This window comes from Kaistia adipata DSM 17808 (genome assembly GCF_000423225.1).
GTDB lineage: Bacteria > Pseudomonadota > Alphaproteobacteria > Rhizobiales > Kaistiaceae > Kaistia > Kaistia adipata.
Genome location: NZ_AUHO01000010.1, coordinates 290,008 through 307,756, shown reverse-complemented (window position 1 = coordinate 307,756; position 17,749 = coordinate 290,008). Strand labels below are relative to the sequence as shown.

16 protein-coding genes are annotated in these 17,749 nt (G+C 68.7%); 7 read left to right on the top strand and 9 right to left on the bottom strand.

Annotated elements, in window-relative coordinates:
- Positions 1 to 294: 294 nt before the first annotated feature.
- From G539_RS26165 to G539_RS0110245, 5 genes are all read right to left on the bottom strand, one after another.
- Positions 295 to 1,596, bottom strand: a complete 1,302-nt coding sequence (locus tag G539_RS26165; RefSeq protein ID WP_051231272.1) for an extensin-like domain-containing protein — start codon at positions 1,594 to 1,596, stop codon at positions 295 to 297.
- A gap of 138 nt (positions 1,597 to 1,734) precedes the next feature.
- Entirely contained in the window at positions 1,735 to 2,673 is a 939-nt protein-coding gene (locus tag G539_RS0110260) for a Gfo/Idh/MocA family protein (RefSeq protein WP_029075126.1), read from the bottom strand.
- Positions 2,674 to 2,757: 84 nt separating this feature from the next.
- On the bottom strand, positions 2,758 to 3,234 hold the full coding sequence (locus G539_RS0110255; protein WP_029075125.1) for a GNAT family N-acetyltransferase: 477 nt from the start codon (positions 3,232 to 3,234) through the stop codon (positions 2,758 to 2,760).
- Positions 3,231 to 4,259, bottom strand: coding sequence for a patatin-like phospholipase family protein (locus G539_RS0110250; protein ID WP_029075124.1), 1,029 nt, complete (start codon positions 4,257 to 4,259; stop codon positions 3,231 to 3,233). The genes G539_RS0110255 and G539_RS0110250 overlap by 4 nt, the downstream gene beginning before the upstream one ends.
- Entirely contained in the window at positions 4,256 to 5,053 is a 798-nt protein-coding gene (locus G539_RS0110245; RefSeq protein ID WP_029075123.1) for a 3-hydroxybutyrate dehydrogenase, read from the bottom strand. The genes G539_RS0110250 and G539_RS0110245 overlap by 4 nt, the downstream gene beginning before the upstream one ends.
- A gap of 191 nt (positions 5,054 to 5,244) precedes the next feature.
- On the opposite strand from G539_RS0110245, the gene G539_RS0110240 reads away from it, so the two are divergent.
- The 3 genes from G539_RS0110240 (at position 5,245) to G539_RS24335 (ending at position 8,070) form a co-directional block, all read left to right on the top strand.
- Positions 5,245 to 5,757: a transcriptional repressor gene (locus G539_RS0110240; RefSeq protein ID WP_051231271.1), complete on the top strand. Its 513-nt coding sequence runs from the start codon at positions 5,245 to 5,247 to the stop codon at positions 5,755 to 5,757.
- Positions 5,758 to 5,862: 105 nt separating this feature from the next.
- The gene (gene ispG, locus G539_RS0110235; RefSeq protein ID WP_051231270.1) at positions 5,863 to 7,155 is read left to right on the top strand and encodes a flavodoxin-dependent (E)-4-hydroxy-3-methylbut-2-enyl-diphosphate synthase; all 1,293 of its coding nucleotides are present in this window, start codon (positions 5,863 to 5,865) and stop codon (positions 7,153 to 7,155) included.
- 135 nt (positions 7,156 to 7,290) lie between these two features.
- Entirely contained in the window at positions 7,291 to 8,070 is a 780-nt protein-coding gene (locus G539_RS24335; protein ID WP_051231269.1) for an META domain-containing protein, read from the top strand.
- A gap of 6 nt (positions 8,071 to 8,076) precedes the next feature.
- Here G539_RS24335 and G539_RS0110225 read toward each other — a convergent pair whose 3' ends face one another.
- Positions 8,077 to 8,991 (bottom strand): polyprenyl synthetase family protein, encoded by a 915-nt coding sequence (locus tag G539_RS0110225; RefSeq protein WP_156911926.1) that lies wholly within the window; start codon positions 8,989 to 8,991, stop codon positions 8,077 to 8,079.
- Between the two features lie 187 nt (positions 8,992 to 9,178).
- On the opposite strand from G539_RS0110225, the gene G539_RS26160 reads away from it, so the two are divergent.
- A complete protein-coding gene (locus tag G539_RS26160) occupies positions 9,179 to 11,221 on the top strand; it encodes an acyltransferase family protein (RefSeq protein WP_051231268.1) in 2,043 nt (680 codons plus the stop codon).
- Positions 11,222 to 11,312: 91 nt separating this feature from the next.
- On the opposite strand, the gene ahpD is transcribed toward G539_RS26160, so the two are convergent.
- Together ahpD and G539_RS0110210 are read right to left on the bottom strand one after the other, a co-directional pair.
- Entirely contained in the window at positions 11,313 to 11,849 is a 537-nt protein-coding gene (gene ahpD, locus G539_RS0110215; protein ID WP_029075119.1) for an alkylhydroperoxidase, AhpD family, read from the bottom strand.
- A 147-nt stretch (positions 11,850 to 11,996) separates the two neighbouring features.
- Complete coding sequence (locus tag G539_RS0110210; RefSeq protein ID WP_029075118.1) at positions 11,997 to 12,548, bottom strand: peroxiredoxin; 552 nt, start codon at positions 12,546 to 12,548, stop codon at positions 11,997 to 11,999.
- Positions 12,549 to 12,715: 167 nt separating this feature from the next.
- Here G539_RS0110210 and G539_RS0110205 point away from each other — a divergent pair, with 167 nt between their 5' ends.
- The 3 genes from G539_RS0110205 to G539_RS0110195 all read left to right on the top strand — a co-directional run bounded on the left by G539_RS0110205 (position 12,716) and on the right by G539_RS0110195 (position 15,651).
- Positions 12,716 to 13,651, top strand: a complete 936-nt coding sequence (locus G539_RS0110205) for a hydrogen peroxide-inducible genes activator (protein WP_029075117.1) — start codon at positions 12,716 to 12,718, stop codon at positions 13,649 to 13,651.
- On the top strand, positions 13,648 to 14,349 hold the full coding sequence (gene mtgA, locus G539_RS0110200) for a monofunctional biosynthetic peptidoglycan transglycosylase (RefSeq protein WP_029075116.1): 702 nt from the start codon (positions 13,648 to 13,650) through the stop codon (positions 14,347 to 14,349). Before G539_RS0110205 ends, mtgA begins: the two co-directional genes overlap by 4 nt.
- A 123-nt stretch (positions 14,350 to 14,472) precedes the next feature.
- The gene (locus tag G539_RS0110195) at positions 14,473 to 15,651 is read left to right on the top strand and encodes a fumarylacetoacetate hydrolase family protein (protein WP_029075115.1); all 1,179 of its coding nucleotides are present in this window, start codon (positions 14,473 to 14,475) and stop codon (positions 15,649 to 15,651) included.
- An 87-nt stretch (positions 15,652 to 15,738) separates the two neighbouring features.
- On the opposite strand, the gene G539_RS0110190 is transcribed toward G539_RS0110195, so the two are convergent.
- Complete coding sequence (locus G539_RS0110190; protein ID WP_029075114.1) at positions 15,739 to 17,622, bottom strand: ABC transporter ATP-binding protein; 1,884 nt, start codon at positions 17,620 to 17,622, stop codon at positions 15,739 to 15,741.
- Positions 17,623 to 17,749 lie beyond the last annotated feature (127 nt).

Here is a 17,749-nt window from a genome sequence, read left to right as displayed (position 1 = left end):
GGAGCGAAGCTCCGGGTGAGGGTTTAGGAAACCATCCGGTGAGGCCGTAAACCCTCACCCGCCGGCCTTCGGCCGTCGACCTCTCCCTCAGGGAGAGGTGAAAGTAGAGTGTCCCCTGCATTTCGGGCCAGACACTCAGGATGATGACTGTGCGGTTGGATGGAAGTCTGATGCCGGTCGCGAGAGATGGCAAGTTGGATCATCGAAGCCCTACGTTGCACTCCCACAACCATCATCCTGAGGCGCTTCGCGCCAGCGAAGCCTCGAAGGAGGGTCCAGTGAAACTCCGCCCCCTCACCGGCAATACTTCCCCCGGCCGTTCTTGCCGCGCTGGCGGAGGTCGAGGTGGTAGTGGTCCTCGTGATAGCCGTCCGAGCCCGGTCCGAGCACGGTCTGGAACTTGTCGCAGGCGGTGGCGCGCGCCGCCTGGAGGAACGCGTCCTCCTTCTCCGTGCGGTCCCCAGCCCTCGTCACCGTCACCCAACGCCCCTTGACCTCGAAGGCGGCGATGTCGACGGCGTTCAGGAAGGCATGTTCGGAGAGTTGCGCGTTCACGACCCGGTTGCGGCCCCGGCAGGAATAGGAATCGGCGATCCGGAGCCCGGTGACGCGGCCGCCGAGCAGCGCCTCGGCCTGGGGCTGGATGTCCTCGGCGATCCAGCGCGCCAGCGTCGTCGCCACGGCGCAATTGACCTTCGCCGCCGGACTCAGGTCGATCGCCCCGCCCTCGAGCTCCGTGACGTCGAACGGATCCGGCCCGCCACAGCTGCCGGCCTGGATCGCCGGCAAGGGCCTCGCCGCGATCTTCAGCCCCGCCATCGAGGCGCGACAGGCGGCGAGACCTTCCGGCACGGCCGGCGGTGTCGCCGGCACCATCGCCGCCAGCATCACCACCGGCTTCGGGCGCGGCACGGGCAGTTCCGGAGACGGGGTCGTGGCGACGGCCGGGGACGCCTTCGCGTCGGCGCCTTCTGCCTCCTGCGATCCCGCAGCGTCCTTCCCCGGCAGCGGCAGGCGGTCCGCCTTCTTCAGGCTGCCATCGGCATTGCGGCCATCGGGCGCCGCCTTGAGCGGGCTCGGCAATACCGGCGGCGCGAAGGCAAGCTGTTCGCCGCTCGCCGGATCGGCGGGCGTCGCCCCGGCAAGTGCGGCCGCAGCGCCAGCCGCGAGGCCCGGATCGGGCGGCACCTTCTGCGTGACCACCTTTTCGACGGTCGCATCGGTCGGCTTCGGGATCGCCACAAGCCCGGCGGCCTTGCGCTCCGCCTCCGGCTTCACCCGGGGCAAGGGCGCGGCGGGCTCGGTCCGTGGCACGGGCACCTCCGGCGCGACCGGCGCGGTCACGGCAGCGGTCGTCGCGGCGTCGTCCGGGCGTCGTATCGGCAAGGGAGCGTTCGTGTCGACGGCCTCCGCGCCGGTCGCGGCCTTGGCCTGCGGGGCGGCCGGCGCCGGCTTTTGCGTGCGCCGCTTCGGCGGCTTGCGCTCGCCGCGCTCGACCTTCGGGATGATCTTCTGGAACAATTCGTCCGGGCTGATCGCCCGCGCCTGGGGTGGCGCCAGGGTCATGACGAGAAGGGCGGCCAGAAGACCGCCCATTCCGCCTTTCCAGTCCGGCCAGCGTGATGCCATGTCCGCGCCCGTCTCCGTCATGCCTAACGTCGCTTCACAGCAGGATCCTGCTGCGTTCAACGCGTCGTGAAGGCAATCCGTTCCGGCGGCCGCGATCCGAGGCGGCTACCAGTCGAAGGCCTCCGTCGTCGCGCGCTTGCCGACCAGCATCGCATCCGCCACCAGGCGCAGCGGCGCCCCGTCGACATCGCTCCTGCCCGCGGCGAGCAGGTCGGCGAAATGCGCGTAGATCCGCTCATATTCCTCGCTCGGCGCCTCGACAGCGAGCTTGCCATCAACCTCCAGCGCCGCGCCGCCCTTGAAGAGGCGAAGCTTCTGGCCGTCGGCCGTCTCGATGTTCATGTGCCACTTCTCGTCGCCCTGCTCGCGCCAGTCGAAATCGGCGGTGAGCGTCGGGGCGGGGGCGGCCGCGCTGCCGAAGGCGAGCTTGGCGGCGATCGGCGTCTGCCGGTTGGCCGGATAGGTCAGCTCCGCCGCCTTCACGAAGGGGGCGAAGGGCAGGATCTTGACGAAGATGGAGAGCGCGTTGATGCCGGGATCGAACACGCCGAAGCCGCCCGGCTCCCAGACCCAGTCCTGGCCCGGATGCCACTTCTTGACGTCCTCGCGCCACTCGATCTTGACCGAGCGCACGCCATGCTTCGAAAGCAGCGCCTTCGCCTCGTCGACGGCCGGGTTGAACTGCGAATGCCAGGTGGCGAAGAGCACCTTGCCTTGAGATTCGGCGAACGCCTTCAGGTCCTCGAATTCGGCCAACGTCGCCGCAGGGGGCTTCTCGAGCAGAACGTGCTTGCCGGCGGCGAGAGCCTCGCGCGCGATCGTATGGCGAACATCCGGCGGCGTGTTGACCGAGACGATGCCGATCTCGGGCATTGCCGCATAGAGCTCGGCCGCCGTCTTGAAGCTCGGCACGCCGTTGTGGCTGAGGCCGCGCTGACTGACGACCGCGGCGACCTCGAAGTCTCCGCTCTTGTCGATCACCGCCAAATGCTGGTCCTGCGTGATCTTGCCGAGACCGATGATCGCAATCTTATGCTTGGCCATTCATTCCGCCCTGAGTGCATTTTCTGAACCGTTGCCCGCGATCTAACACGATGCGAAGCCGGTTCGTAAAGCACGGGCGGGCGACTAGCCGGCAGACGCGCCCGTCGGCTTGACGAACACCGTCAGCCGATGCTCGCCGACGTCGCGCTCGATCGCCTCCCAGCCGCGCGCCAGATAATAGCCATCCTTGTCGGCGCTGGCGCAGAGATAGACGCGGTCATGCCCGAGCGCCGCCGCCTCGGCGAGGATCCGGTCGCTGAGCGCCGCGGCGACGCCGCGCGAACGCGCCTCCGGCTCGACCCAGAGCGCGGCCAGCCAGGGCGAATATTGCGGCCGCTCCTCGAGATCGCTGTCGATCAGGAGTGCCGAGCCGACGAATTCGTCGTCGCGATGCGCGACGATGCCGAGCGGAATGGCGTCGTTCTGGAATTCGCGCAGATGGCCGAGCAGGGTCGAGAGCGGCTCGCCCGCCTCGCGCCACCAGGCATGCCACATCCGGTCGGCGACGGTGCCGATGAAATCGGATCGGAGCGCGAGGCTCGAGAAGGCGAGTTCGGTCACTGGAACTGGCTCCGCAAATCCACCGTGTCCCGAACGCCTATATCGTCGAAATGGGCGAGTAGCCAATCCCCCGCCGCCGCGCGGCCGGCCGCGTGCAGCTCCTCGAAGAAGGCGCGCGACGTGTCGAACTTGGTCGAGGCGGTGAAACGCTCCAGCGCCTTGCCGGCATCGATGCGATGCACGCGGTTGCGACGGTAGCGCGCCGGATCGAGCCGGCCCTCGTCGAGCATGCGGTTGACGAAGTCGATGGCGCGGAATTCGCGCAGGAGCGAGGCGTTGAAGGTGATCTCGCTCATCCGCTCGAGAATCTCCTTGGCCGAGGTCGGCACCGCGCTGCGCTCGACCGGATTGATCTGCACCAGAAGCATATCCGTCGCCTTCGTCTCGGTGAAGAAGGGGAACAAAGCCGGATTGCCCATGAAGCCGCCGTCCCAATAGGGCTCGCCATCGACGATCACCGTCTGGAACAGATAGGGCAGGCAGGCCGACGCCATCACCGCATCCGCCGAGATGTCGCGGCCGGTGAACACCTTGATCCGGCCGGTCTTCACCGCCGTCGCCGAGATGAACAGCTTCGGCGCGGCGGCGGCATGGAGGCGGTCGAAATCGACCAGCTCGGAGACAATCTCGCGGAGCGGGTTGATGTTCATCGGGTTGAAGCCATAGGGCGAGGCGAAGTTGGTCATCGCCTCGATCATGTGGAAGGGCTGCAGCGCCGGCATGCGCCAGGCTCCCATCCACGCCTCCATCAGGTCGCGCGCCGAGGCACCGGGACGGCCGGCGGCGCTGACCCGGGTCCAAAGCTCGTGCAGCCGCGCCCGCGCGCCGGCGGCGCCGCCGTCCAGCAGGCCGTCGGCCAGCGCCACGGCGTTAAGCGCGCCGGCACTGGTGCCCGAGATGCCCTCGAAGCCGAGGCGGCCATCCTCGAGCAGCCGGTCGAGCACGCCCCAGGTGAAGGCGCCGTGCGCGCCGCCGCCCTGCAGGCCGAGATTGAGGATCTTCCGGCCCTCGGGAGCGGCGGTCATGCCGCCGTCCAGCCGCCGTCGATCGACTGCAGCGAGCCGGTGATCGAGCGCGCGCCATCGGTGGTCAGGAACAGCGCCAGCGCCGCCACCTCCTCGACCCGCACGAACTCCTTGGTCGGCTGCGCCGCGAGGATGACGTCCTTCTTGACCTGTTCTTCGGTCATGCCGCGCGCCTTCGCCGTATCGGGGATCTGCTTCTCGACCAGCGGCGTCCAGACATAGCCGGGGCAGATGGCGTTGACGGTGATGCCGTGCTCCGCCGTCTCCAAGGCGACCGTCTTGGTAATCCCCGCGACGCCGTGCTTGGCGGCGACATAGGCGACCTTGAACGGCGAGGCGACGAGCGCATGCGCGGAAGCGGTCGAGATGATGCGGCCCCAGCCCTTCTTCTTCATCGCCGGCAGCGCCAGGCGGATGGCGTGGAAGGTGGCGGAGAGGTTGAGCGCGAGGATCTGGTTCCACTTGTCGACGGGGAACGCGTCGACCGGCGCGACGAACTGCATGCCGGCATTGTTGACCAGCACGTCGATGGCGCCGAACTCCGCCTCGACCGAGGTGATCATGGCGGCGATCTCCTCTTCCTTCGTCATGTCGGCGCCGTGGAACCGCACCTCGACGCCGAACTCGGCCGCGAGCTCGGCGCGGAGCCGATCGATCACCACCGGGTCGCCGAGACCGTTCAGCACGACATGGGCGCCGGCGCCGGCGAGCGCCCGCGCGATGCCGAGGCCGATGCCCGAGGTCGAGCCTGTCACCAGCGCGACCTTGCCACTCAGATGGCCGTCATCCGACATGAAATCGTCTCCCGCATGGAGGATAAGGGGGTGGGAACTGCCAGAGACGACCATATATTGCGGTGCAGCAGCAAGGGAAGCCGGCACGCCGTCGCCGCGAGTCGGCCCTGTGGCGGATCCATGCTAGAACGCGGCGGTGACGGAACAAGCGGTGGAGCGGCAATGAGCGCGAGCGCAGGAAGGTGGCGGGCATGAGCGGGACGGACCACGTCGTGCTCGAACATCGCGACCATGACCATGACCATTGCGCCCGCGACGCCATCGCCCATGCCGAGGCGATCTCGGCCGCCGAGGGGCTGCGCTTCACCGAGCAGCGCCGCAAGGTGCTCGCCGCGCTCGCCGAAAGCCATGTGCCCGCCAGCGCCTATGACGTGATCGACCGGCTGGCCGCCGACGGCCCGCGCCCGGCGCCGGTCTCCGTCTATCGCGCGCTCGATTTCCTGGTCGAGCATGGCTTCGCCCACCGGATCGAGAGCCGCAACGCCTATATCGCCTGCTCGCGCGGCCCCGAGGGCCACGACAAGCCCGGCCATGGCGCAGCCACCGTGTTCCTGCTCTGCGACCAGTGCGGCGCCGCCGGCGAGGCGTCGTCCGCCGCGCTGACCGAGGCGCTTGCCGCCGTCACCAAGGCGGCCGGCTTCGCGCCGGCCGCGCCGATCATCGAAATCCGCGGCCTCTGCGCCCGTTGCCGCGGCAAGGCCTGACGCGCGAAGGCTTTGCGCCTTCCTCGTAAACGCAATAAACCAACCTCCGGCCCCTGCGGGCCGGCCCTCCCGCCGGGAGGGAGCCAAGCCAAGACCGAGCCGCGCATGAACGCCCCCTTCGCCTCCGCCCTGCCGCCCGAAGAACCGATCGCGGGCCCGCTGCCGCGCCGCCGCGCCGTCTCCGTCCGCGTCGGCAAGGTGAGGGTCGGCGGCGACGCGCCGGTGGTCGTGCAGTCGATGACCAATACCGACACGGCCGACATCGACGCGACCGTCGCCCAGGTGGCGGCGCTTGCCCGCGCCGGCTCGGAGCTGGTGCGCATCACGGTCGACCGCGACGAGGCGGCGGCGGCCGTGCCCTACATCAAGGAGAAGCTGCTCGCGAAGCGGGTCACCGTGCCGCTAATCGGCGACTTCCACTATATCGGCCACAAGCTGCTCGCCGATCATCCGGCCTGCGCCGAGGCGCTCGACAAGTACCGCATCAATCCCGGCAATGTCGGCTTCGGCGAAAAGCGCGACCGCCAGTTCGCGACGCTGATCGAGATGGCGATCCGCTATGACAAGCCGGTTCGCATCGGCGTCAACTGGGGCTCGCTCGACCAGGACCTCTTGACCCGGCTGATGGACGAGAACGCGGCATCCGCCACGCCGATCTCGGCCTCCGCCGTGATGCGCGAGGCGATCTGCCAGTCGGCCATCCTCTCCGCCAATCTGGCCGAGAGCATCGGCCTGCCGCGGGACAAGATCATCCTGTCGGCCAAGGTGTCGAACGTTCAGGACCTGATCGCCGTCTACCGCGATCTCGCGCGCCGCTCCGACCACTGCCTGCATCTCGGCCTCACCGAGGCCGGCATGGGCTCGAAGGGCATCGTCGCCTCCTCGGCCGCCATGGGCATCCTGTTGCAGGAAGGCATCGGCGACACCATCCGCGTCTCGCTGACCCCGGAGCCGAACGGCGACCGCACCCGCGAGGTGCAGGTGGCGCAGGAACTGCTGCAGACCATGGGCTTCCGCGCGTTCCTGCCGATCGTCGCCGCCTGCCCCGGCTGCGGTCGCACGACGTCGACCGTGTTCCAGGAACTGGCGAGCCGCATCCAGGAGGACATCCGCACCTCCATGCCGCAATGGCGCGAGCGCTATCCGGGCGTCGAGGCGCTGAAGGTCGCGGTGATGGGCTGCATCGTCAACGGCCCCGGTGAATCGAAGCATGCCGATATCGGCATCTCGCTCCCCGGCACGGGCGAGACCCCGGCCGCGCCCGTCTTCATCGACGGCAAGAAGGCGGTGACGCTGCGCGGACCGCAGATCGCAGACGATTTCCGCAAGCTGGTCGACGACTACATCGAGAAGCGCTTCGGCCTCGGCGCGAAGGCGCCCGGCGAAGCGGCCGAGTAGGCGGCCCGGCCGTCGCCGGACCGGCATCGGATGGCCATTCCAGACTCCGCATCTTCCGCATGGGCACCCGTTTACGCAGCGGCGCGCAATGATTAGATGTGTCTTCCCAAAATCTGTCGCCGGCGAGGTTCGATCGTGCTCCGCATCCTGTCGCTTTGCCTGATGGCCGCCCTCGCGTTCGTGCTGCTGCCAGCCGCCACGGCGACGGCGCGCACGCTCCGGGGCGAGGTCACCTATCGCGAGCGCATCGCGCTCGACGCCCAGGCGGTCGTCACCGTCAGCCTGGTCGAGCGCTCCGCCGCCGGCGCGCCCGGCAAGGTCATCACCAGCCAGACCATCCGCCCTCGCGGCCGCCAGGTGCCGATCAGCTTCCGCCTGAACTATCCGCGCCGGCTGATCGCCAGGGACGCGGCCTATGCGCTCGAGGCGAACATCGCGCTTGGCGACACGCTGCTATTCAGCACGAGCGAGGCGATCGCCGTCGAACCGCTGAAGACCACCGGACCGGTGACGATCGTGGTCAATGGCGTGCCCGCCCCCGCCCTCGTCAAGGACGGCCTGACGACGCCGGCGGGCGCGCTGCAGGGCACCGAATGGCGGGCGCAGGCGATCGGCGGCCGGCCCGTGCTCGACACCGCGCCGGCGACGCTGTCGGTCGAGGCCGGCGGCCGCATTTCCGGCTCGGCCGGCTGCAACCGCTATTTCGGCACGGCGAGCGTCAAGGACGGCATCATCTCCGTCGGCCCGCTCGGCACGACGCGGATGGCGTGCATGCCGGACCAGATGGAGCAGGAAAAGGGCTTCCTCGACGCCATCGCGAAGACGCATGGCTTCCAGGTCGACAAGGGGCAGCTCGTGCTGCTGGACGCCGAAGGCAAGCCGCTGATGCAGTTGGTGCGCAACGACGAGAGCTGATCGGCCTCACATCTCGCGATAGGCGACGAAGCGGGCGGCTTCGGTGAGCGTCGCGGCCCGCGCGCCGAACGGGGCGAGAAGCTCCGCCGCCTCGGCCACCAGGTCGTCCAGCATGGCGCGAACGCGGTCGACGCCATGGAGCCCGACCAAGGTCCCCTTGCCGCGCGAAGAGTCCTTGCCGGTCGCCTTGCCGAGCGCCTCCGCCGTCGCCGTCTCGTCGAGCACGTCGTCGGCGAGCTGGAAGGCGAGGCCGATGATCTCGCCGAAGCGGCGGATGGCGGCCCGCTCCTCGGGAGCGGCGCGGCCGAGGATGGCCCCGGCCTCGCAGGCGAAGCGGATCAGCGCCCCCGTCTTCATCGCCTGCAGCCGGCGGATGCCGGCTTCGTCCGGCGTCTCGCGCTCGGCCTGCAGGTCGAACATCTGGCCGCCCGCCATGCCGCCGAGGCCGGAGGCGCGCGCCAGCCCCAGCACCAGCTCGGCCCGCACCTGCGGATCGGCGTCGGTCGCCGGATCGGCGATGAGATCGAAGGCCAGCGTCTGCAGCGCGTCGCCGGCGAGAATCGCCGTCGCCTCGTCATAGGCCCGGTGCACCGTCGGCTTGCCGCGACGGAGATCATCGTCGTCCATAGCCGGCAGGTCATCATGGACGAGGCTGTAGCAATGCAGGCACTCGATCGCCGCGCCGACGCGCAGGGCGCCCTCGCCGTCCCGGCCGAACAGCCGCGCCGCCTCGATCGCCAGGAAGGGCCGGAGCCGCTTGCCGCCGCCCAGCGCGGCATAGCGCATCGCCTCGACCAGCCGCGCCGGCCGCGCGATCTCGCCCGCCAGCGGCGTCGCGGCGAGCACCGCGGCGAGCCGCGCCTCGATGGCGGTGGCCACGCCGGCGAGGCGGGCGTCGAATTCGTCGTCGATCAGAACCAAGATGGCCTCAAGTGAACGCAGGATCTGCGGCAAGCCTTGCCGCTTTTGACGCCCCGCCGTCAAGCCGATGCGCCGTTCCGGGGTGCGGCACTATCCCTTCGGAGGTCGCCGGCGACCAATGGCGGGATTGCCCGGGCCGTCAGGCCTCCTTATTGCTACCGTGACACCAGAGCCCCAACAGGACGGCATGACGCCCGCGACCCCTCCGACCTCCGGCAGCGCGTTTCGCCTCGACATCAACCTGTTGCGGGCGATCGCGGTCGTTGGCGTGGTGCTCTATCATTTCCGGCTCGGCCCGTTTCCGGGCGGCTTCGCCGGCGTCGACCTGTTCTTCGTCGTTTCCGGCTACCTGATGACCCGGATCATCGTCGAGGGACTCGACCGCGGCAGCTTCTCGCTCGGGGGCTTCTACGCGGCGCGCGCCCGCCGGATCGTGCCGGCGCTGGCCGCGCTCTGCGTCGCGCTGCTGGCGCTCTCGCAGCTCTGGATCGACCCGCTGACCCGGCGCGAGATCACCGCCGGCATCGTCGCCTCGATGCTCTTCGTCTCCAATTTCGCCTTCTGGCGGGAGGCCGGCTATTTCGACATCGCGGCGCAGTCGAAATGGCTGCTGCACACCTGGTCGCTCTCGGTCGAATGGCAGTTCTACCTGGTCCTGCCGCTGGTCCTGATGGCGCTCCGGCGACTGCTGCCGGGGCGACGCTTCCTGCTGGCGGCCTATTGGGCGGGCGCCATCCTCTCCTTCGCGCTTGCCGCGTCATTCGCCGAGACGCGCCCGGCCATCACCTTCTACCTGCTGCCGACCCGCGCCTGGGAGATGCTGGCCGGCGGCCTCGTCTTCCTGCATTGCGGCGGCTGGCGTCCGCGCGCCGCGCTCTCCAACCTGCTGGCGCTCGCCGGCCTGGCGCTGGTCGCGATCGCCTTTGTCGGCATCGACGATCTGGTGGCGTGGCCGTCCTGGGCGACGCTGCTGCCGGTCGGCGGCGCCGTGCTGCTGCTCGTCGCCCGTCAGGAGACGGCGCCCGGCCTCGACAGCCGACCGGTGCTCGCCCTCGGGCTCTGGTCCTATTCGATCTATGTCTGGCATTGGCCCATCGTCGTCGGCCTCGCCTATTACGGTTTCGACGGCACCGCCGCGGCACTGGGTGGCGCGGCGGCGACCCTGGTCATCGCCGGGCTGTCCTATCGCTTCATCGAGACCCCGTTCCGCCAGCGCCCCAAGCCCGGCGCGCTGGCCCATCCACGATGGGTCCGGTTCGCCAGCCTCGCCGTGCTGGCGGGCACGATGACGGGCGCGCTGGCGCTCGCGAACGCAACCCCGGCGCCGTCACCGCTCGCCGCGCGCACGCTCGCCGCCGAGCAGGCCATCGGCGACAGCGCCTATCCGCCGGAATGCGGGGCACTCTCGGTCCGCGATGCGCTGCGTCCCTGCGTGATCGGCGAGACGGCGGAGCGCAACCTGCTCTTCATCGGCGATTCCCACGCCGAGCAGTTCTTCGCGCATCTCGAGGACGGCCGGCCCGGCCACGCCTTCACCTTCCTGACCTATGGCGGCTGCGCGCCGCTCCCCGGCACGGACCAGGTCATGCCGGGCAGCCGTTGCGGCACCTTCATAGACAAGGCCTGGGAACGGGCCGAAAGCGGCGACTATCAGGACGTGGTGCTGTCGGCCTACTGGCCGGTCTATCTGCGACCCTACCAGCCGCACGCCAACAACCAGCAGATCTGCTTCGATCCGAAGAATGGCTGCCGGCTGGAGCGCGACCCGGAGCGCTACCGCGAGGGCATGGAAGCGGCCTTCGCGCGGCTCGCCGGAAAGATCGACGAGTTGCGGAAGAAGGGCATCGCGGTGACGCTGGTGCTGCCGCTGCCCGACGCGGCGATCGACCTGCCGCATGAATCGGTGAAGCGAGCCTATTTCGGCGTCGCGCCGGATGCGCTGGCGCCGATCGACAGGACGGAGACGGCCGCCCGGGCCTCCGAGGCGCGCACGATGCTCACGCGGATCGCGCAATCGACCGGCGCGCGGCTCGTCGATCCGCTCGAGACGATGTGCGAGGCCGAACGCTGCGCCGTATCGCGCGACGGTGTGCGGCCGGACTATCGCGACAGCAACCACCTGACCCGACGCGCCATCCTCGAGGGCCGGCTGGACTTCATCGACGCGATCCTTTCCCCGAACCAGGACGCGAAACGGCAGCCCGACAAGAAAACGCCCCCGTCCTCCTGAGACGATCACGTCTCGGACGACGGGGGCGCCGGCAATCGGCACCAGAGGGGCCGGCCTTCGTCCCATGCGGACGAAAGAGCCCCGAGGTGGATCAGGCGGCCTCGACCACCTCGGCCGCCTCGAGCGCGACGGCGACCGACTGGATGATCGCGGCGAAGCGGACGGCGGTCTGGATCACGTCGGAGGGCACGTTCGCCTTCTTCAGGACCGCCTCGTGGCTGTCCATGCACATGCCGCAGCCGTTGATGGCCGAGACGGCCAGCGACCAGAGCTCGAAATCGACCTTGTCGACGCCGGGATTGCCGATGACGTTCATGCGCAGCTTGGCCGGCATGGTGCGGTATTCGGTGTTCGAGACCAGGTGGCTGAACCGGTAATAGACGTTGTTCATCGCCATGATCGACGCGGCCGACCGAGCGGCGGCGAGCGCTGCCGGCGACAGATGCTGCGCGGCCTCGGCCTCGAGCGCGGCGCGCACCTCCGGATTGCGGCTGGCGATCGCGCAGGAGACGATCAAGCCGTATTTCTGCTGCGGCGACAGCGTCTCGTCGGAAGCCATCGTCGACAGGTTGAGGCGGATGTCCTTGGCGAAATCCGGGATCCGGGACTTCAGCGTATCGATCGACATGGGGGAAAACCTTTGCAAATGCGCCCGCCGGCCTCGGCCGGTGCGCGGGCGCGCCACGCGGCGCTTCGAAGACGGATCGGACGGACGGGCGTCACGAGGATCCGGGCGGACCGGCGCGCCATGGCGCCCGGCCCGCCCGGTTCGGATTTAGGCCGCCAGCGTGGCGCCGCCGACTTCGCGGTTGCACGGGCAGAGCTCGTCGGTCTGCAGCGCGTCGAGCACGCGCAGCGTGTCCTTCGGGTTGCGGCCGACATTGAGGTTGGTCGCGTAGCTGTGCTGGATCGTGCCCTCGGGGTCGACGATATAGGTCACGCGGTAGGCGACGCCGTCCGGCGAACGCACGCCGAGGCCGTCGACCAGCGAACCATTGGTGTCGGCGAAGTTCCAGATCGGCAGCCGGTCCAGGTCCTTGTGGTCGCGGCGCCAGGCCAGCTTGACGAACTCGTTGTCGGTCGAGCCGCCGAGCACGACCGCGTCGCGATCCTCGAAGTCGCCGGCGAGGCGGGCGAACTCGGCGATCTCGGTCGGGCAGACGAAGGTGAAGTCCTTCGGGTAGAAGAAGATGACCTTCCACTTGCCCGGGAAGCTCGCGGCGGTGATCGTCTCGAACGCGCTCTCGCCGTTCTCCTCGTGATGGTTGAAACCGGGCTTGACGCCGGTCACCGAGAATTCGGGAAGCTTGTCGCCGATGCCGAGCATGAGACTCTCCTGTGGCTGGAATTTTGCAGCGCAATCAAAACGATGACGGCGCTGCTGCATGCGCGAAGAGATGTCATGCGGGGAGCCTTCGGTCAAATCGTAATAACCGAAGCACAGCATCGGAAAACCCGATTGTCGCACAACCGGTCGACGGCTATAGCAGAACCATGTCGTCGCTGCCCACGCTCCGCCAGATGCAGTATTTCGTCGCGCTCGCCGAGACCGGCTCGTTCAGCCGCGCGGCGGCGGCCTCGCATGTGACGCAATCGACGCTGTCCGACGCCATCCGCCAGCTCGAGGAGATCATCGGCGTCAGTCTGGTCGATCGCTCCAACCGGTCGCTGGCGCTGACGCCGGCCGGCGAGGAGACGGTGCGGCGGATGAAGGCGCTGCTCGTCGACGCGCGCGAGATGGTCGATGCCGCCCGCGCCAGCCAGGTGCCGCTCTCCGGCCGCATCCGGCTCGGCGTCATCCCCTCGATCGCGCCCTATTTCCTGCCGCGCGCCCTGCCGGACCTCCGCCGCGCCTATCCGGACCTCCGCCTCCATCTGCGCGAGGACCTGACGCGGACGCTGCTCGACGATCTTCGCGCCGGACGGCTCGATATCTGCCTCCTGGCCTTCCCCGCCCAGACAGAGGGCCTCGCGACCGAGATCATCGCGGAGGACACGCTGCTGCTCGCCGTCGACGATCACCATCGGCTCGCCGGGCGCGCCAGCGTGCAGCGCGAGGAACTCGCCGACGAAACGCTGCTGCTGCTGGAGGACGGCCATTGCCTGCGCGATCACATCCGCGCCGTCGCCCCGGGCCTCGCCGATCGCCAGGACGAGGAAATCCGCGCCTCCAGCCTGACGACGCTGGTCCACATGGTGGATAACCGCCTCGGCATCACCTTCCTGCCGCGCATCGCCGTCGAGGCGGGCATCCTGTCGGGCACGGACATCCACCTCGCGGAATTGTCCGGCGCGCCGGCGCGCCGCTCGCTCGGCCTCGCCTGGCGCAAGGGCTCCAGCCGCGAGGCGGATTTCCGCCTGCTCAGCGCCTTCCTCCGCAAGCTCGCCGTCGAACCGGTCCCGCACCGACCAGCACAGGATGTCGCATGAGCCTCCGATTGCCGGCCGCCCTCGCCCGCCCCTTCGCCGGCCGGCGCGGCATCCTCGCCCTGGCCCTCAAGGTGGCGATCGTCATCGCAGCGCTGCCGCTGGTGCTGACGCCGCTCTATGCCGTCGTGCCGCCCGTTTCGACGCTGATGCTGTGGTCGGGCCTGACCGGACAGGGCATGACGCGCGACTGGACGCCGATCGAGAACATCTCGCCCGCGCTCGTCAATTCCATCGTGATGACCGAGGACGGCCAGTTCTGCAACCATTCGGGCGTCGACTGGAACGCGTTGAACGAGGTGCTGGACCGCGAGGGCGGCCCCTCGCGCGGCGCCAGCACCATCGCCATGCAGACGGCGAAGAACCTCTTCCTGTGGCCGTCGCGCTCCTATATCCGCAAGGGCCTCGAGATCCCGCTCGCCTATTATCTCGATTTCATGCTGTCGAAGCGGCGGGTGATGGAAATCTACCTGAACATCGCCGAATGGGGACCCGGGCTGTTCGGCGCCGAGGCGGCGGCGCAGTACTATTTCAAGAAGCCGGCCGCGAGGCTGACGGCGCGCGAGGCGGCGCTCCTGACCGCCGCGCTGCCGAACCCGATCACCCGCAACCCCGCCAAGCCGACCCGCTATATGCAGAACCGCGCCCGCACCATCCAGGCACGCGCCCGCGCCGCCCGCGACTATGTCGGCTGCATCTAGGCGTCCCCGTCACGTTCGTCGGACGAAAAGCAACAGGGATCTGGCCTATCGCGGCTCAGCGGCTATAACGGGTGCGCCGCTTTCAACGCCCGGCCCCGCGCCGACAATCCCGGAGACCGCTACATGCCGCTCGACACCGCCGCCCGCTTTGCGCTGCCCGAGGATGCGGAGGCCGCGACGCTGGTCGGCCGCGTCTTCCGTCCCGACGTCGACGGCCCGTCCGTCGTGGCGCTGCGCGACGGTCAGCTGATCGACATCACCGCCTCGGTCGTCACCATGCGCGACCTCTGCGAGGCGCAGGATCCGGCCCGCGTCGCCGCGACCGCCGACGGCGAGTTCGTTGGCAGCTTCGAGGAGATCCTCGCCAACACGCCGCTCGCCACCCGCGACCCGTCCAAGCCCTACCTGATCGCCCCGATCGACCTGCAGGCCGTCAAGGCCGCCGGCGTCACCTTCGTCGTCTCGATGCTCGAGCGCGTCATCGAGGAGCAGGCCCGCGGCCTGCCCGAGCGCGCCAATGCCATCCGCGCCGAGATCAATGCCACCATCGGCGACGACCTCGCGGCGCTGCGCCCCGGCTCCGAGCAGGCGATGGCACTGAAGAAGCTTCTGATCGAGCGGGGCATGTGGTCCCAGTATCTCGAGGTCGGCATCGGTCCGGACGCCGAGATCTTCTCGAAGGCGCAGCCGATGTCGGCGGTCGGCCATCTCTCCGAGATCGGCATCCACCCGATCTCGACCTGGAACAACCCCGAGCCGGAAGTCGTGCTCGTCGTCTCCTCGGCCGGCAAGATCGTCGGCGCGACGCTCGGCAATGACGTCAATCTGCGCGACGTCGAGGGCCGCTCCGCCCTGCTGCTGTCGAAGGCCAAGGACAACAACGCCAGCGCCTCGATCGGCCCGATGATCCGCCTGTTCGATGGCGGCTTCTCGCTCGACGACGTGCGCCAGACCGAGGTTCGCCTGACGGTCGACGGCGAGGCCGACGGCTTCCGCCTCGACGGCTCCAGCGCCATGTCCAAGATCAGCCGCGACCCGGAAGATCTGGTCAAGCAGACGGTCGGCAAGAACCACCAGTATCCGGACGGCTTCGTGCTCTATCTCGGCACCATGTTCGCGCCGGTGCAGGATCGCGACGGCCCGGGCCAGGGCTTCACCCACAAGGTCGGCGACATCGTCACGATCAGCGCGCCCAAGCTCGGCAAGCTGTCGAACCGCGTCGTGCTCTGCCCCGACGCCGAACCCTGGACCTTCGGCACCGCCGCGCTGATGCGCAACCTGGCCGGCCGCGGCCTGCTCTGAGGCCCGGCGGAACCCGCCCAAATGAAGAGGCCCTCCCCGCCGGGGAGGGCCTTTTTTGTACCTGGAATACGCCGCGAAAGGCGCGCGTCAGCCGACGGCGGCCTGCGCGCGCTCGCGCTCCGCCACGCCCTCGTCGAACTGGTAGCGGTAGAGCTTTTCGTAGACGCCGCCGAGCTGGACGAGCTCGGGATGCGTGCCGACCTCGACGACGCGGCCGCGCTCGATCACGGCGATCTTGTCGGCGTTCAGGATGGTGGCGAGGCGATGCGCGATGACGATCGTCGTGCGGCCCTCGACCAGCTTGTCGAGCGCGATCTGGATCATGTGCTCGGATTCGGAATCGAGCGCCGAGGTGGCCTCGTCGAGCAGCAGGATCGGCGCGTTCTTCAGGATCGCGCGGGCGATCGCGATGCGCTGGCGCTGGCCGCCCGAGAGCTGCACGCCGTTCTCGCCGACATGGCTTTGGAAGCCCTTGGGCAGGCCCTGGATGAAGTCATAGGCGAACGCATCGCGCGCCGCCTGCTCGACCTCGGCGTCGGTCGCGCCGAGGCGGCCGATGCGGATGTTGTCGGCGACCGTGCCGGAGAACAGGAACACGTCCTGGCTGACGAAGGCGATCTGGTGACGGAGCGAGGCGACCGAGACGGTGCGGATGTCCTGACCGTCGACCTTCACCGCGCCCTTCTGCACGTCGTAGAAGCGCTGGATCAGCGACAGGATGGTCGACTTGCCGCCGCCGGACGGGCCGACCAGCGCCAGCCGCTGGCCATGATCGACCGACAGCGTGATGCCGGATAGCACCTGCTCCTTCTTGCGGTAGCCGAAGCCGACATCCTCGAGCTCGATCTTGCCGCGGGTCAGCTTCAGCGGCGGATGATCGTCGCTTTCCGTGATGCTCTGCGGATGGTCGAGGATCGCGAACAGCGCCCGCACGGAGATCAGGCTCTCGGCGATGCCGACATTCATCCGCGCCAGGCGCTTGGCCGGCTCATAGGCGAGCAGCAGCGCCGTGATGAACGACATGAACTCGCCCGGCGTCTTGCCGGCCGAGATCGTGCTCCAGCCGGCATAGAGGATGACGAGGCCGATCGAGATGCCGCCCAGCGTCTCCATCAGCGGACTGGTGCGGGCCTGCAGCTGCGACACCTTGTTGGCGCGCTGCTCGACCGCCGAGACCGCTTCCTGCATGCGGCCGCGCATGTGATCGCCGAGGCCGAAGGCCTTGACCATCTTGGCGCCGTGCACCGTCTCCTGGATGATCGAGACGATCTGCGTGCTGGAGGCGAATTCCGACTTGGCGATGTTGCGGATGCGCTTGACCAGCTTGGTGACGAAGATGATCGCGATCGGCGCCACCAGCAGCGCGATGACCGACATCAGCGGCGCCTGGTAGATCATCACGAAGATCAGGCCGATCAGCGTGACGAGATCGCGGCCGAGGCTGAGCACGATCGTGTCGAGGATCGAGCGGATCGCGTTGGAGCCGCGCGAGATCGACATGATCAGCTCGCTCGAGGCGCGGTCGTTGTAGAAATCGAGGCCGAAATTCAGGCACCGATCATAGAACCGCTTCTGATTCTCCGCGACGATTCGGTTGCCGATACGGCTCTGGATGACGACCTGGCCATAGGTGGCGAAGCCCTTGACGATGAAGATCGCCATGACGCCGAAGGACAGCACCCACAGCATCTGGACGTTCTGCGCCACGAAGATCTGGTTGACGACGTCGCGCATGATCCAGGCGGACAGCGACGTCATCGCCGCGACGACGAACAGGAAGAAGAACGAGACCAGGTAGCCCTTGCGGTGATCGCGGAAATTGGCGCGCAGGATGCGCGCCACGACACCGATCGTGCCGTCGTCATTGTTGACGATCGCCCGGTAGAAATCACCCCAACGGCGCAGATTGAGCTTGCCGTCCTCCGGGGGGAGCGGCGTCTTGGGAAGCGGTTGAGCCTGGGGCTTCGTCATGTGTGCGTGGTCCGGCGCCGGGGGACGCAGGTGGACCTCTGCTCCATCCTGTTTCTGACAGCGCCTTTTATCGGCTGCGGCCATGACTGTCCACAAACCGCCCTGCGGCGGAAGCGAGCGCCCCGCC